Source organism: Alteromonas algae, assembly GCF_049117195.1.
Classification (GTDB): domain Bacteria; phylum Pseudomonadota; class Gammaproteobacteria; order Enterobacterales; family Alteromonadaceae; genus Alteromonas.
Map to the genome: position 1 here is coordinate 3,512,754 of NZ_CP185260.1, position 14,760 is coordinate 3,527,513.

General features: G+C 45.3%; 13 protein-coding genes. 9 read left to right on the plus strand and 4 right to left on the minus strand.

What is annotated here, in order from left to right; translation table 11 throughout:
* Positions 1 to 3: 3 nt before the first annotated feature.
* The 5 genes from ACOJRU_RS15555 to ACOJRU_RS15575 all read left to right on the plus strand — a co-directional run bounded on the left by ACOJRU_RS15555 (position 4) and on the right by ACOJRU_RS15575 (position 6,435).
* Positions 4 to 522: a chemotaxis protein CheW gene (locus ACOJRU_RS15555; protein ID WP_421132634.1), complete on the plus strand. Its 519-nt coding sequence runs from the start codon at positions 4 to 6 to the stop codon at positions 520 to 522.
* On the plus strand, positions 519 to 1,337 hold the full coding sequence (locus tag ACOJRU_RS15560) for a CheR family methyltransferase (protein ID WP_421132635.1): 819 nt from the start codon (positions 519 to 521) through the stop codon (positions 1,335 to 1,337). The genes ACOJRU_RS15555 and ACOJRU_RS15560 overlap by 4 nt, the downstream gene beginning before the upstream one ends.
* The gene (locus tag ACOJRU_RS15565) at positions 1,334 to 2,413 is read left to right on the plus strand and encodes a protein-glutamate methylesterase/protein-glutamine glutaminase (RefSeq protein WP_421132636.1); all 1,080 of its coding nucleotides are present in this window, start codon (positions 1,334 to 1,336) and stop codon (positions 2,411 to 2,413) included. The genes ACOJRU_RS15560 and ACOJRU_RS15565 overlap by 4 nt, the downstream gene beginning before the upstream one ends.
* Positions 2,400 to 2,921 (plus strand): chemotaxis protein CheD, encoded by a 522-nt coding sequence (locus ACOJRU_RS15570; protein ID WP_421132637.1) that lies wholly within the window; start codon positions 2,400 to 2,402, stop codon positions 2,919 to 2,921. Before ACOJRU_RS15565 ends, ACOJRU_RS15570 begins: the two co-directional genes overlap by 14 nt.
* A gap of 193 nt (positions 2,922 to 3,114) precedes the next feature.
* Positions 3,115 to 6,435 (plus strand): amidohydrolase family protein, encoded by a 3,321-nt coding sequence (locus ACOJRU_RS15575; RefSeq protein ID WP_421132638.1) that lies wholly within the window; start codon positions 3,115 to 3,117, stop codon positions 6,433 to 6,435.
* 144 nt (positions 6,436 to 6,579) lie between these two features.
* Here the strand turns inward: ACOJRU_RS15575 and arsB are convergent, their stop codons facing one another.
* The 4 genes from arsB to ACOJRU_RS15595 form a co-directional block, all read right to left on the minus strand.
* Positions 6,580 to 7,635, minus strand: coding sequence for an ACR3 family arsenite efflux transporter (gene arsB / locus ACOJRU_RS15580; RefSeq protein WP_421132639.1), 1,056 nt, complete (start codon positions 7,633 to 7,635; stop codon positions 6,580 to 6,582).
* A gap of 59 nt (positions 7,636 to 7,694) precedes the next feature.
* Positions 7,695 to 8,162, minus strand: a complete 468-nt coding sequence (locus ACOJRU_RS15585; protein ID WP_421132640.1) for an arsenate reductase ArsC — start codon at positions 8,160 to 8,162, stop codon at positions 7,695 to 7,697.
* Between the two features lie 60 nt (positions 8,163 to 8,222).
* Positions 8,223 to 8,555, minus strand: a complete 333-nt coding sequence (locus ACOJRU_RS15590; protein ID WP_421132641.1) for a metalloregulator ArsR/SmtB family transcription factor — start codon at positions 8,553 to 8,555, stop codon at positions 8,223 to 8,225.
* 231 nt (positions 8,556 to 8,786) lie between these two features.
* The gene (locus ACOJRU_RS15595; RefSeq protein WP_421132642.1) at positions 8,787 to 10,331 is read right to left on the minus strand and encodes a hydroxymethylglutaryl-CoA reductase; all 1,545 of its coding nucleotides are present in this window, start codon (positions 10,329 to 10,331) and stop codon (positions 8,787 to 8,789) included.
* Between the two features lie 376 nt (positions 10,332 to 10,707).
* Between ACOJRU_RS15595 and ACOJRU_RS15600 the strand changes: the two genes are divergently transcribed.
* The 4 genes from ACOJRU_RS15600 to ACOJRU_RS15615 are packed head-to-tail and all read left to right on the plus strand — an operon-like array spanning position 10,708 to position 14,713.
* The gene (locus ACOJRU_RS15600) at positions 10,708 to 11,961 is read left to right on the plus strand and encodes an HlyD family secretion protein (protein WP_421132643.1); all 1,254 of its coding nucleotides are present in this window, start codon (positions 10,708 to 10,710) and stop codon (positions 11,959 to 11,961) included.
* Positions 11,961 to 14,159 (plus strand): peptidase domain-containing ABC transporter, encoded by a 2,199-nt coding sequence (locus ACOJRU_RS15605; RefSeq protein WP_421132644.1) that lies wholly within the window; start codon positions 11,961 to 11,963, stop codon positions 14,157 to 14,159. Before ACOJRU_RS15600 ends, ACOJRU_RS15605 begins: the two co-directional genes overlap by 1 nt.
* A complete protein-coding gene (locus ACOJRU_RS15610; RefSeq protein WP_421132645.1) occupies positions 14,156 to 14,467 on the plus strand; it encodes a helix-turn-helix domain-containing protein in 312 nt (103 codons plus the stop codon). The genes ACOJRU_RS15605 and ACOJRU_RS15610 overlap by 4 nt, the downstream gene beginning before the upstream one ends.
* Positions 14,468 to 14,515: 48 nt before the next feature.
* The gene (locus ACOJRU_RS15615; protein ID WP_421132646.1) at positions 14,516 to 14,713 is read left to right on the plus strand and encodes a hypothetical protein; all 198 of its coding nucleotides are present in this window, start codon (positions 14,516 to 14,518) and stop codon (positions 14,711 to 14,713) included.
* The last annotated feature ends 47 nt before the right edge of the window (positions 14,714 to 14,760 follow it).

A 14,760-nucleotide genomic window follows, 5' to 3' on the forward strand; every position in this document is an offset into this window, starting at 1 on the left:
GCCGTGGCAGATCTAGACCATGTAGACGGGCTTCAAGTTCTCTCATTTACGTTAGATAGCGACCATTTCGCGATTGGCATCGACAGTATTCAAGAGGTTATTGAATACAAGAATGTCACGCGGGTGCCGCGTTCTCCAGAGTTTATGCAGGGGGTTATTAACCTTAGGGGGCAAGTTATTTCGGTGGTTGACTTACGGGTACTTTTTTCGATGCCGATTAAAGACGTTACGTTAGACACCTGCATTATCATTATTGATGTTAACGTAGAAGGCGAGCGCTGCCCTATCGGTATTGTGGCTGATAGCGTAAGAGAAGTCGTTGAATTTGACGTGTCAGACATTCAACCCGCTCCCAAGATAGGCCTTTCTGTGGATAACCGCTTTATTTACGGCATGGTCGAACAGCAAGACGCGTTACTTATTTTACTAAGTATTCAGCAAGTGTTCGATGCTGACGATATTCAACAGCTCCTTGACCCCCTTCAGGAGGAGGCGCCTACAAGCGAGGATATCGACGCATGAAGAACATCGTCGAGCATGATACGTTGACCGATAAAGACCATCAACGTGTAGCAACCTTTATGAATGAGGAAGCGGGCATTCAGCTTCCAAAAAATAAACGAAACCTTATTGAAACGAGGCTGCGCAAACGCCAGCGAATGCTAAAATGCAGGTCACTATCGCACTATATCGACTATGCACTCGCCGATACCAACAGTGAGCAACTTCATTTTATCGATGCGCTTACTACGAATAAGACTGAGTTTTTTCGCGAGGCCAGCCATTACCCCTTTTATATCGACTATATTAGCGCACAACACCCTAGCACGGTTCGCGTGTGGAGTGCGGGGTGCTCTAGTGGCGAAGAACCTTATACCTTAGCCATATTAGCCGAAGAGCATGCAAGCACGTCGGTATCCATCCATGCAACCGATATATCTACAAGCATGCTACAACGCGCTAACCGCGCTGTTTATACGCATGACAGTGCTGCACCTATACCACTTCACCTGCGTAAAAAATATTTGCTAAGACGCAAAACCGAAACCGCGGATGAAATAAAGATAGCCCCCTCGCCCAGAAAGCGCGTGACGTTTGAACCGTTCAATTTGATCACCGGGCACTATGCATCACTATCTCCATTCGACATTATTTTTTGCCGTAACGTGATGATTTATTTTAACGCTGCGCAACGAGAAAATATTGTGCGCCAGTTTTGTCGATGCCTTAAACCCGGAGGGCTGCTTTTCATAGGTCATTCAGAAACCCTAAACAACGAAAAGGCAATGTTTAGCAGCATTGCGCCTACCGTTTACCGCAGAGAGGGAGGCCAATGAAAAACACAATAATCAAACTGATGCTGGTTGATGACTCGGCGCTTGTGAGGCAGACATTTTGTGCGCTTTTTGATGCGGTAGACGATATTGAGGTTGTGGCCGTTGCGCCAGACCCCTACATTGCAGTAGAAAAACTCAAGAAAAGCCTTCCCGACGTTATCTTACTCGATGTAGAGATGCCAAGAATGGACGGTGTAACCTTTCTTAAAAAGCTGATGTCTCAACACCCTATTCCTGTAGTGATTTGCTCTACGTTAGTGGGTAATAATAGCGCTACGCACATGGCCGCACTTGAAGCGGGGGCGGTCGATATTATTACTAAGCCCACGGTAGGAATAAGACAGTTTGCCCAAGACACTGCGACCGTCTTATATGATGCTGTGAGAGCGGCGGCAAATGCCAAAGTGAAACAGATTGCCAAACAAACAAAGCATGTTAAAAAGTTAAAAGCCGATGCCGTACTTGCACGCAAAGCGCCAAGCGCCATGCATGAGACCACTGAAAAAATAATTTGTATTGGGGCATCCACCGGCGGTACCGAAGCGATAAAGGCGGTACTAATGAATATGCCCCTTGATTGTCCGGCCATCGCCATCGTTCAGCATATGCCAGAAGGGTTCACGACTTCATTTGCAAAACGTCTTAACGAACAATGCCCAATAACGGTAAGTGAAGGCAAGCAAGGCATGAGCCTATTAAGAGGGCACGCCATTATCGCGCCAGGTAATAAACATATGACAATAAAGCGCAGCGGTGCGCGTTACTATGTTGATGTACAAGATGGACCGCTTGTTTCAAGACACCGCCCCTCTGTTGACGTACTTTTTCGCTCGGCTGCCAATACGGTAGGTAGCAACGCCTGTGCGGTTATCTTAACGGGAATGGGTGATGACGGTGCAGCAGGATTAATGGAACTCAAAGAAAGTGGTGCCCAAACCTATGCACAAGATGAACATACAAGCGTGGTATGGGGAATGCCGCGGGTTGCCTTTGAACGAGGGGCTGCAGACAAGACACTTCCGTTAGATGTTGTAGCAACTAGGCTTTTACAAGCGTGTGGTTATGACGGGCGATAGTGCTAGCGATACCCCCAACGTGGTTACTCTACACGCGGGTGAGTTGCTCTTTGGTCGGGGAACTACACAGGTAAATACACTGTTAGGATCGTGTATTGCCGTAACATTGTTTCACCCGACTTTGCTTTATGCTGGTATTTGCCATTTCGCGCTTCCATTTGCAAAAAAGCAAACCAATAACACCCTTGACCCGCGCTACGGCGATGACTGCTTTATGTTATTTGCCAACCATGCAAAAAAATACAATATCGCGATACAAGAGTTTGATACCCATATTATCGGCGGCGGTAATATGCTGGACCGTGAAACCACTGAAAGTGATGCCAATACGGTTGGCCAACGCAATGCACGACGAGCGTTAGAACTGGCCTCTCACTATCAATTGAATGTATTAAGTGTCGATGTGGGCGAGTTTGGCTATCGCAAAGTGAAGTTCAATACGAAAAACGGCGAGCTAGCCGTGTCGTTTACAGGTTCGAGCACAGGTAATACATCCCTTTCCTTTTAATTCCATCATAAAAAGCGTAAAAATATGCGTAGCAGGCATTCGTCACAAATTGAAAACGACTAGTCGCGTTATGTTAATGCGCTCACGTTGTCTTGACGTATGATTGAATGTCGTGCATTGCGACGCTGCTTCGACCATTGCGTAGCAATAAAATAATAACTAACGACAAACAACAAGCCGGAATACAAAGATAATGAAAAAGATATCACTATCGCTGATTGCTTCAGCCTTACTGGCCTCTGGCGTAGCCTACGCGCAAGATGCAGAGCCTATCGAAACAACGGGTTATGATGTAGAAAATTGGGAAGTAGACGCCCCACCCTTTGCCTTGAACGAAGTGACCATAAAGACCAACGAGACAACGTGGTCAAGCTTAGATATAGCACCAAATGGCAAGTTTATGGTGTTTGATATGCTAGGTGACCTGTACAAAGTGAATATCGACGGTGGCGACGCCGAGCCATTAACGCAAGATTTTGCATGGAATCTTCACCCGTCAATTTCTCCAGACGGCAAGCAAATCGCGTTTATCTCTGATAGAGACGGGCTAAGTAATGTCTGGGTGATGAACATTGACGGCACAAACCTTCATCAGGTCACTAAAGAAAAGAAAAACCTTATTCACGCACCGAAGTGGAGCCCAGACGGTCAATATATCGTCGTAACAAAGGGCATTATGTCTAGCCGCAGTATTCCTGCCGGTGAAATTTGGATGTATCACAAGTCTGGCGGCGATGGCCTACAGATTAAGGCGCGTAACAGTGGTAAACGCGACCAGCAAAACATTGCAGACCCGGTATTTTCTCACGACGGTAAGTATATTTATTTCACTGAAAACACCGTTCCAGGAAGCCGTTTTTCATACAATCGCGATCCGTTGGAAGGTATTTTTGCGATCACCCGCTTTGATAGAGAGACCGGAGAAGGTAGCCGTTATATTAGCGGTACGGGTGGCGCTGTGGTTCCAACACCTTCGCCAGACGGCAAATACATTGCTTTTGTACGCCGCGTTAAAGACAGAACGGCTTTATTTATAAAAGACATCAAGACCGGTATAGAAACGCCACTGACGCTTGAGCTTGAGCGTGATATGCAAGAAGGGTTTGGCTCAGAAGGGTACTTTGCATACTTTGACTGGATGCCTGACTCATCAAAAATCATGTATTGGACAGGCGGTAAATTCCACACCATTGATGTAAAGAGTAAAGCGACTGAAACTATCAATGTAAACATTGAAGCAACATTACAATATGCCGATGCACTGCGTTTTAATGTAGACGTTGCGCCTGATAAATTCGATGTGAAGATGATTCGATGGTCACAAATGTCACCGAACGGAAAAACCATCTTATTCCAAGCGTTGGGCAAACTTTATGTTCGCGACGTAAAATCAGGAAAAATTAAACGCCTTACTAAGCAAAACGACCACGATGAATATTATCCACGTTTCTCGAACGATGGAAAATCAATTGTTTATACCACGTGGGATGACCAAGAGTTAGGTACAGTTCGCGTTGTGTCTGCACGAGGTGGACGCGGCAAGGTAATTACAGAACAGCCTGGACATTACATCGAGCCGTCGTTTTCAAGCGATGGTGAAAAAGTTGTATTCCGCAAATTTACCGGTGGCTATTTACTCGATCCTAAATACTCTGTTGAACCCGGCGTATATGTCGCCGACTTAGACGAGGATACAGTAACAAAAATTTCCGATGGCGGGTATAACGCACACTTCGCGGGTAATGACGAACGTGTCTACTTCACTGAGTCTGCCGGTGGAGAGGCGTATTACGAAACACAATTATCAAGCGTAAACTTAAATGGAAATGACAAACGTACCCACTTATACGGAGCAGATAAAGTAAGTGAGTACAAACTATCTCACGATAGGAAGTGGATTGCGTTTGTTTATCAATTTAAAACGTTTGTTGCGCCATTTGTTGATAATGGTAAGAAAGTCACCATTGGTCCTAACATGACGTCGTTGCCAGTGACACAACTGTCATCGCGCGCAGGGGAATACCTAACGTGGTCGCCAGACAACAAAACGGTAAGCTGGTTTAACGGGCCTACTTTGTACAAACGTTCGCTAGATGAAGCCTTTGCCTTTGTTAATGGTGCACCAGAAACGCTCCCTGAACCGGTTGCTGACGGTGTGGATTTGTCGTTTACCACCGAAGCCGATAAGCCATCTGGCTATAAAGCACTCGTAGGTGGAAAAGTGGTGACAATGCGTGACGCAAACAATACCCAAGAAGTCATTGAAGATGGTGTGGTATTGATCAAAGACAATCGTATTGAAGCGGTTGGTAAACGCGGTGACATTCAAATTCCAGATGACGCAATGCAAATTGATATTGCAGGCAAAACGGTTATTCCTGGTTTAGTTGATGCGCATGCCCATGGTTCACAGGGGAGAAATGAAATAATTCCAGAGCAAAACTGGAGCCAATACTCTAACGTTGCGTTTGGTGTCACCACTATTCACGATCCATCAAACGATACCACTGAAATTATGGCCGCCGCAGAATTGCAGCGTAAAGGCAAGATTGTTGCGCCACGCATCTACTCTACCGGTACTATTTTATACGGTGCAGAAGGGTTAGGTTACAAGGCAATCATCAACGACTATGAAGATGCCTATTTCCATGTTGAACGCCTCAAAGAAGCAGGGGCTATATCAGTAAAAAGCTATAATCAGCCTCGCCGTGATCAACGTCAACAGGTGCTATGGGCTGCAAAAAACCAAGATATGATGGTGGTGCCTGAAGGTGGCGGTAAATTCCAACAAAACCTTACCATGCTGGTCGACGGGCATACTGGTCTAGAGCACAGCATTCCTGTTGAGCGCGGATATAGCGACGTCACACAATTATGGAAGGCGACGGAGTTTGGCTATACGCCAACGTTCGTGGTGTCGTATGGCGGCATGATGGGCGAAGAGTACTGGTATGACAAAACGGAGGTATGGAAAAATCCGCGCCTTCTTCGTTACACGCCGTCTACCATTCTTGACCGCCGTGCAATAAGACGTCCGTCGGCTCCCGAAAATCAATACAACCATCAGAATGTTGCAGCCTATGCGAAAGAACTGCGTGACAATGGCGTAAGTGTTCACATTGGAGCGCATGGTCAACGTGAAGGGCTAGCGGCGCATTGGGAACTATGGATAATGCAACAAGGTGGCTTCACACCTTGGGAAGCACTTAGAGGCGGTACTATCGACGGTGCGACACACTTAGGAATGGGTAACGACCTAGGCAGCATCGAAAAAGGTAAGTTAGCTGACCTTGTGGTTATCGACGGTGATGTACTCAGCGACATTCGTAAAAGCGAATACGTAGAATACACCGTATTAAATGGCCGTATTTACGAAGCCGCTACAATGAATGAAGTAGGCAGTAAGAAAAAGCGTGCCCCTTTCTTCTTTGAAGAAAACAATGCCACATTTATGCCTCAGGAAACCACTGATGCGGTGGAAGCTAAAGCACATCACTTCCATTGGGAACATTAATTCCTAATTGCTAGTATGTCAGACAAAAAAGCCGATGAACGTAAGCGTTCATCGGCTTTTTTCTTTCTTAGGTTATCGCAGTACATACATAATGACGATTATCGTACTCGTGGTGTAACAATGCTCACAACGGCGATAAAAGCGTTATCGTCCCGCTGAATCAAACCAGTGACGAGTTCTATTGGCAAACCATACTAACGAAAGCATTACTGGGACTTCAACTAACACGCCCACCACAGTCGCCAATGCTGCACCGCTATGTAAACCGAACAAAGAAATTGCTACAGCTACCGCTAGTTCGAAAAAGTTCGACGTACCAATCATACTCGCTGGCGCAGCTACATTGTGAGGCAGCTTCATCCGTTTAGCCGCGAAGTAGGCAATAGCAAAGATACCGTAAGTTTGAATAAGCAGCGGTATTGCAATAAGCACAATGTCTTGAGGCTTAGACAGTATGGTTTCAGCTTGCAGTCCAAATAAAATAACAATGGTTAGCAACAAACCAATAACGGAAAATGGCTTGAATGTATTGACCAGCGCATCAATAGCACCTGTGTCTGTAGCCGAAGATGAATCGCGTGCAGCGTTCTTATTTTCTAAATAGCGACGGGTTAGAAAACCGGCTATAAGTGGCAGAACCACGTACAATACAACAGACAGCACTAATGTATCCCACGGCACCGATATATCAGTAACACCAAGCAGCATGGCGGTGAGTGGCGCAAACGCGATAACCATAATAAGGTCGTTTATTGATACCTGAACCAAGGTGTAGTTTGCATCGCCTTTTGTCAGGTGACTCCATACAAACACCATCGCGGTGCATGGAGCAACACCAAGCAATATCATGCCCGCAATATATTCGTTAGCGGTTTGTGGGTCGACCCAGTCGATAAAAATGCCTTTAAAAAACAGCCACCCTAAAAAGGCCATGGTGAAGGGCTTAATGAGCCAGTTCACTATAAGAGTAAGCACCAACCCTTTTGGTTTTTTGCCTACATCTTTAATTGAGCTGAAATCTATTTGTACCATCATTGGGTAAATCATTAGCCAAATCAGTACCGCGACCACAAGATTAACGTGAGCATATTCAAGCGCGGCAATAGACGCAAAAATACTCGGTGCCACATAGCCTAAGCTCACCCCAGCAATAATACAAAGGCCAACCCAAACCGATAAATAACGTTCAAAAAAACCCATTTCATTTACCCTATTTTAAATAGTCATGTTAACGTCGTCGCTTGCTACACTTTTTTGCATTACTTGGCGCCTAACGTTAACAGCGCCGCTTTTAGCCCGGCATTATCGAGCTGTTTTTCAGCAAGCTCAGCTAATGCAGCAACGCGCTTTTCAATAATATCGATCGTGCGGTTGAACGCATCGGCTTTCTCTTGATCGGTTCCCTCGTGTTTTGATGGGTCTTCTAACCCCCAGTGCACCTTAAGTGACCTACCGAAGAACACAGGGCAGGTTTCGCCCGCTGCCGAATCGCATACTGTCACCACAAGGTCGGCATTGTAGTCTTCAAATTCATCCCACGATTGGCTTTTTAGGCCTTGAGTATCAACCCCGCGCGCTGCCAAATACTTTAAAGAAAGCGGGTGTACTTCACCTACGGGTTGACTTCCTGCGCTGCGCGCCTCTATGTTGCTATTGAATGAATTAGTCATTGCCTCGCATAGGATGCTTCGGCAACGGTTATGCGTACAGATATATAAAATCTTCATAAAAATCCTTGAAGAAAAGTAAGGGTTGTCCAATCATTTGAGTGAGATTGACATAGAAAGTTAGCAATTTGTACAGCGTAAATTGGCCAGTGGCTCGCTAATGTAGTTGCCGTTATGTGCTGCCGTATTCTTTATGACGTCCAACGCCCACGTCGGAAGTTCAGGGTGAAGCTGGTAATACACCCACTTTCCTTTGCGGGTATCTCGCACCAGCCCACACTTGCGTAAATCAGCAAGATGACGAGAAATCTTTGGTTGGCTTATTTGAAGTGCGTCGGTTAAGTCGCATACACACAGTTCTTCCCTTACGCTTAACATCAGCAGTGTTTTAAGACGCGTGTCATCTGACAAGCACTTAAAGAATGTTAAAGGCGAAAGTAAGCATGGAGTCATAACAAATCACATATGGAAAATCATATGTGAAAATATATATGAAATAGCGTATGTGTCAAGTTTGCTTCTGAAAATACCAGCGCGTTGTGCAAACATTGCGTATTAGCGACTAGCAAATTGTTTGTCTTTTGAGAGGGGATGGGCGTTTAAAATGACGCTGACATAACACGAAATAACCGGTGAACCATCACGTTCACCGGCCTTTATTTATCGTTGCGTGGGTATGTAACCTTAACGATTTCGACCATATTGTTCGTGAGATGACACCCAGTCTGATGAACTTATTGCAGATGCCAACGATATTTCACCCGCTAATACGACAGAGGCAACAATTTCAGCGAACTTATACACGCGATCTCGCCCATAGCAGTCCATTAACTCTAAACACTCTCGCTGTGTTCCTATCCCTGTGCCGCCGCCATATGTAGCAACGATTAGCGAAGGAATGGTAATAGATAAGTACAAATCGCCTTCTTCTGTTAACTCTGAGTACATCATAGCCGCAGAGGATTCAGAAACATTCGCCACGTCTTGCCCAGTAGCAATAAACATCGCGGTAATTCCGTTAGGTGAATGTAAGCCGGTATTGTTTACACCCGACAAGAAAGACCCTACTCCTGCCACACGACCGTGATAATCGATTTGTTTGGGGTCTACGCGCATCACCTGTAATAAATGCTCACGTTTAATCGTCGCTTCTGCTGTTACGCGTTTTCCGCGAGTACGCATTATATTAATCTGTGAGGCTTTTTTATCGGTGGCAAAGTTAGACTCTAAATAGAAGTTTTCGATGCCTTCATAATGATCGAGTATCCATCCGCACGCGGCGAACGTAGCTCGCCCCACCATGTTTTGCCCTGCTGCATCGCCGGTTCGGTAATTAAAACGTAAGAATGCAAACTTGTTTGATAGGAAATGATCGATGTAGGTTAATTTAGCAATACTGGACGTTGCTTCCGCTTCTTCGCGAATTTTTTCGATATTCTCATTTATCCATTTTACGAAATCTCTTGCGCCTCGCGCATTTTCGAAAATAAATACCGGCGCACGCTGCATTGCATCGTCTACTACCGTGGCCGTAACACCGCCGCTCATATTAAGCAGCTTCATACCACGGTTGTAAGACGCTACTAGCGTGCCTTCGGTCGTAGCAAGTGGTACAACAAACTCACCTTTTGCGTATTCACCATTTATTTTTAATGGCCCTGCAATGCCGATGGGAACTTGTGCTGCGCCAATAAAATGCTCGATATTACCTTGCAGCTCTTTAGGGTCGATAGAATATTTAGCCACATGATTAAGCTTTTTATCGGTTGCACTTTCAAAGTAGCTTTGACGCGCTTTAATTGCCTTCTCGCCATAATCGTCATGATCATCACGAGGAATATGACCCCCTCTTTGTTCTGGCGAGGTTACATTATCTTCTACTTCAAACTTTAACTTTCCAAACGGAGATGCCGAAAAACAAATACCAATTTTACGTTTTTCAGGGCTGACCGCTTCGTCTAATTCTACATGTACGGTGATAGTCTGTCTTAAACCAAACGCCACGCCATCCGCGCGATTAATATCATCGACTGATAGCATTTCGTCGCCAGACATCCTAAAAGAAATCTTTTCTTCAGGAATATTGTTTCCGTCTAATGAGATCCATTTAATGTCTTTTATTGTTGCATCTTTTAGTCGATTTTTAAGAGCAAACGAAATGCCGTTATTAGTTTTGGTTAAGCTGCCATGGGTATATAACTGTTTTAATAATATGCTGGGTACAAACATGCGCCTTCCTGTCTTCTTAAGTACAAACCACGTGTGCATTTCATATACACATACTTTTTATAGCACATTATTCATACTAGTTATCCAGTCTTTTTTCGCTTTTTTGCGCTATATCAACATTCGTTTTTGAGACGGCCGCTTTCAAATATGCGCCAAAAACGCAATTTCACGCGTGTTTAAAACCTGAAGGCTTTTCGCACAACGCACGGGTTATGACTTCCTATTATTCTGAGTACCAATCGAAATATATACACGTTTATGGGTATTGAGTTGGTCAAGGAGACGTCATGGAAAAGATGCCACGGAGACTTCACCACCACGGATGGGGCAACTCAATACTCTTCTTCTATTGGTACTAGCTACGCAGGGATGAGTAATGCGAAAAGGACTCTTTAGACAACAAGCAATTGAGCAACAACGCTCACCTATAACAGGCACACTTCTCGTTACCCCGAAAACGTCTTTTATGGTAACGACAGTCGTGTTGATTGCCTGGTTAGTGGCGGTATTGCTTTACCTTAATATGAGTAGCTACGCTAGGAAGGCGTCGGTTAATGGATGGCTTCAATCATCGCAAGGTGTTCAGAAAGTGTATGCTGCCAAGCGCCGTGGGCGTATCGAGCATGTTATGGTTGAAGAAGGCCAAGTTGTCGAAGCCGGGGCCCCATTACTAACGTTAAACTACGCCATGCAACAGGCAGGTGATACCAGTGTAGAAGCCACGCTTCTTGAGCAATTAAGGGCAAAGAAGCAGCGCTTGCTTGATGTTCAAAGCGCTACCTCAAATGTACAGGCACAAGAGGTTTCCAGCCTTACCCATAAAATTGCAGAGCGTCGTAGCAACCTCAGTGTGCTTGAAAAAATTGCATCGATGGCCAACGCTGCGCACACACTCAACCAAAAGCAACTCTCATCACTATTATCACTTGCTGAAAATGGCCACGCTACGGCTGCAGAACGTGATGTTCAGACGCTTACGACGTTATCGAGTAAACAAGCGCTAACGCGCACGCTTCAAGAGGTTGCACTGGCAAAAAGTGAATTGGCAGAACTTATACAAAAACGGCACGATTTACCGGCACATTATGCCATTTCGTTAGCTGAAAATGAGAATGCCATCAGCGACCTTACAGCGCAAATTATCACATTAGAAAACGATACTTATCAAACCCTCTATGCCGCTGAAAGCGGAGTGATTGCAAATCTACAAGTAAAAAATGGCCAGCACACCGACCCGAATATCCCTTTATTAAGTGTAGTGCCTACCGCAAATACTATTGAAGCAAAAATACTTGTTCCTGTTCAAGCTGCTGGATTTATTGAAGAGGGGCAAAGCTTAGATATTCGCTACGACGCGTTTCCTTACCAGAAATTCGGTTTACAAAAAGGCAATATTGTCACTATTTCCCCTGCTCTTATCCTGCCGGGTGAATGGGCAAATGCGCCTGTCTCTATCAACGAGCCTGTCTACGTTATTACCGCGTCATTACACAGCGATGCAATTAACGCTTACGGCACACGTATAGCGCTTAAAGTAGGAATGACGTTTTCTGCCGATGTATCGCTAAGCCAACGAACGCTTATCGAATGGCTGCTTGAACCACTTTACAGCATTTCAGGGAGACTATAATGGCTCACACCAGTGCTTCTTCTTTCCCGCTATTTGATAACTTTGGTTTCAAGAAAAAAGTCCCCGTTGTATTACAAACAGAATCCGCTGAGTGTGGGCTAGCCTGCATCAATATGATTGCACAGCATTATGGAGATAAGCGGGAATTGAGTGAGCTGCGCCAGAACACCTCACTCTCGCTGCGAGGCGCTACATTAAAAACAATTATGGAGATAGCGGCTCAGCTAGGGTTACAAAGTCGCGCGCTAAAAATTGAAATGGCTAATCTTTCCCAACTGGCCTGCCCGGCTATATTACATTGGGATATGCAACACTTCGTAGTGTTAACCACCGTCACACGAAATAGTATCGTGATCATCGACCCAAGTTTAGGAAAACGGACATTAACGTTACACGATGCTGCCAAGCATATTTCGGGCATTGCATTAGAGATATCCCCTACCGATACGTTCACACCCAAACCGGCACGTACCACACTTAAACTTCGCCATTTTCTCACCAAGGCGACAGGCTTTAAGCGCAACATATTGACGTTAATAGGCTTATCTGCACTGCTTCAGATTTTTGCGTTGATATCGCCCTACTATATGCAAACCATCGTGGATGATGTGGTTATTCAGGGGAACCATGCACTACTTAAGGCGCTCGCCATTGGCTTTTTTTTACTGCTGGTGATTGAAACCTTCACAAGTGCTGTTAGGCGGTTGCTTATTTTATCAGCATCATCCCGGCTTCAGTTACAGCTCTCAGCGTCTGTATTGCAGCACTTACTGGCGCTTCCCATTGAGTATTTTGCAAAACGTCATGTGGGTGACTTGGTGTCTCGGTTTGGTTCACTCGCGAAAATTAGAGAGTTTCTAACCACAGGGCTGGTCACCGCGTTACTCGACGGTGTTATGGCTATCGTTACATTAAGTGTAATGGCCGTTTATTCAATAAAGTTGACGCTGGTGGTCGTCACTATTATGTCTATTTACCTGGCCATCAGGGTTGCACTTATTCCTGTTAGTAAGCGCTTTACAAGTGAAAAAATAGCACTGGGAGCGTCAGAGCAAAGCCATTTTATGGAAAGTATGCGCGCCATCACGCCGATTCGCGTATATCAACAAGAGGTCAAGCGGCACAGTCAATGGCAAAACAAGCTAGTGCTTACGCTGAACAAAGAGATCTCATTAGGTAAGCTGCGCTTAAGTAGTGATGCCATCAACCAAATACTGTTTGGTATAGAGAACCTTATTGTTATCTATCTTGCCGCCACACTGGTTATCGACAACACACTTACCGTTGGAATGATGTTGGCGTTTATCGCCTACAAAACCCGTTTTATCAGTGCGCTCGATAGTGTGGTAAATACGTACATTGAACTGAGTATGTTAGGCGTTCATTTTGCCCGGCTTAGCGACATTGTTTTCGCTACGCCGGCCAAACCTCACCGTGATTTGATGGCCTACACACAAACCCTCTATACATCGTCTTCATCGAATGCAGTGGTTTCCTCTTCTAGCGCCACGCCATTTGCGCTTGCGCTGGAGGCCCATGAACTCACTTATTCCTATAGCGAAAACTGTGCGCCAGTGTTACGGAATATCAACCTGCACGTCGCATTTGGAGACATCATTGCCATTGTCGGCGAAAGCGGCGGCGGGAAAAGCACCTTATTAAAATGTTTGATGGGGCTATATACGCCAACAGCAGGCTCTGTGAGGCACGGCAGTAATGCTGCACCTGGGCTACCCGTGATTGCCTCCGTACTTCAAGATGATGCATGTTTAAGCGGCTCTATTGCCGACAACATCAGCTGTTTTGATGAAAACCTTGACCACGAAAGGCTTGTGCATTCGGCACAAATAGCCTGTATTCATCACGAAATAGTCGCCATGCCGATGCAATACCACACCTTAGTGGGCGATATGGGAAACAGCCTGAGCGGTGGTCAAAAACAACGCTTACTACTGGCACGCGCACTCTATCAGCAGCCCAGCATACTTTTTCTTGATGAGGCCAGTAGTAATTTAGATATAGAAAACGAACGAAAAATTAATCAACACCTTAAAGCACTGAATATTACACGCATTATGGTGGCTCACCGCCCACAAACAATAGCCATGGCAAACAAGGTGTTTGAATTAAACAAGGGCGAATTGTGCCCGCTTACTGATAACCAGCCCCTTACCACCACTGAAGGATATAGACCATGAATACACATGAAGTGAGAGAAGCCGCTCAATTGCTAACGGTTGAAGAGCGTAACCGTATTGACGAAACATACCTGGCGAAGAAAAGTGAAGGTTTAGCCCTTCACGAACTCTCAAAGCGAGAGTTACAAGTTGCCCACAAGATTATGGAAGGGCTGCCTAATAAGCTCATTGCAAACGACTTATTTATTAGTGAAAGAACCGTCAAATTTCATTGCGCTAATATTTATAAAAAACTGAAAATTCGCGGTCGTTCAGCGCTAATAGCCGGTTGTTTCAGAACAATTTATCAACCCGTAGGCATTGCTTAAATAAGCCTCGTCTGCATTTTACTATCACGCCATACAAGGAGCGTAATTATGAAAAACCCAGTAACGTTAACACCTGTACAGCTTGCTGATGATGCATTTAATGATGTATCGGGGGCAGCGCACATTCCTACACCAGAGAGAAGTTTACCAACGAAAGACACGGGCCCTATTACTGTTGTCACTCCACCCGTTTACATCACGATGGCCATTGGTGAAGGCGGCGGCGACTTGCCCGTTTATCTCTAACTATATCAGGTACTAAGCAGGCGCTGTTGTTTTATGCAGCGCCTTTT

Excerpts from the sequence above, each read along its gene's own strand:
- ACOJRU_RS15560 (WP_421132635.1), top strand. The coding sequence starts at position 519 with ATGAAGAACATCGTCGAGCATGATACGTTGACCGATAAAGACCATCAA.
- ACOJRU_RS15565 (WP_421132636.1), top strand. The coding sequence starts at position 1,334 with ATGAAAAACACAATAATCAAACTGATGCTGGTTGATGACTCGGCGCTT.
- ACOJRU_RS15570 (WP_421132637.1), top strand. The coding sequence starts at position 2,400 with ATGACGGGCGATAGTGCTAGCGATACCCCCAACGTGGTTACTCTACAC.
- ACOJRU_RS15575 (WP_421132638.1), top strand. The coding sequence starts at position 3,115 with ATGAAAAAGATATCACTATCGCTGATTGCTTCAGCCTTACTGGCCTCT.
- arsB (WP_421132639.1), bottom strand. The coding sequence starts at position 7,635 with ATGGGTTTTTTTGAACGTTATTTATCGGTTTGGGTTGGCCTTTGTATT.
- ACOJRU_RS15585 (WP_421132640.1), bottom strand. The coding sequence starts at position 8,162 with ATGAAGATTTTATATATCTGTACGCATAACCGTTGCCGAAGCATCCTA.
- ACOJRU_RS15590 (WP_421132641.1), bottom strand. The coding sequence starts at position 8,555 with ATGACTCCATGCTTACTTTCGCCTTTAACATTCTTTAAGTGCTTGTCA.
- ACOJRU_RS15595 (WP_421132642.1), bottom strand. The coding sequence starts at position 10,331 with ATGTTTGTACCCAGCATATTATTAAAACAGTTATATACCCATGGCAGC.
- ACOJRU_RS15600 (WP_421132643.1), top strand. The coding sequence starts at position 10,708 with ATGCGAAAAGGACTCTTTAGACAACAAGCAATTGAGCAACAACGCTCA.
- ACOJRU_RS15605 (WP_421132644.1), top strand. The coding sequence starts at position 11,961 with ATGGCTCACACCAGTGCTTCTTCTTTCCCGCTATTTGATAACTTTGGT.
- ACOJRU_RS15610 (WP_421132645.1), top strand. The coding sequence starts at position 14,156 with ATGAATACACATGAAGTGAGAGAAGCCGCTCAATTGCTAACGGTTGAA.
- ACOJRU_RS15615 (WP_421132646.1), top strand. The coding sequence starts at position 14,516 with ATGAAAAACCCAGTAACGTTAACACCTGTACAGCTTGCTGATGATGCA.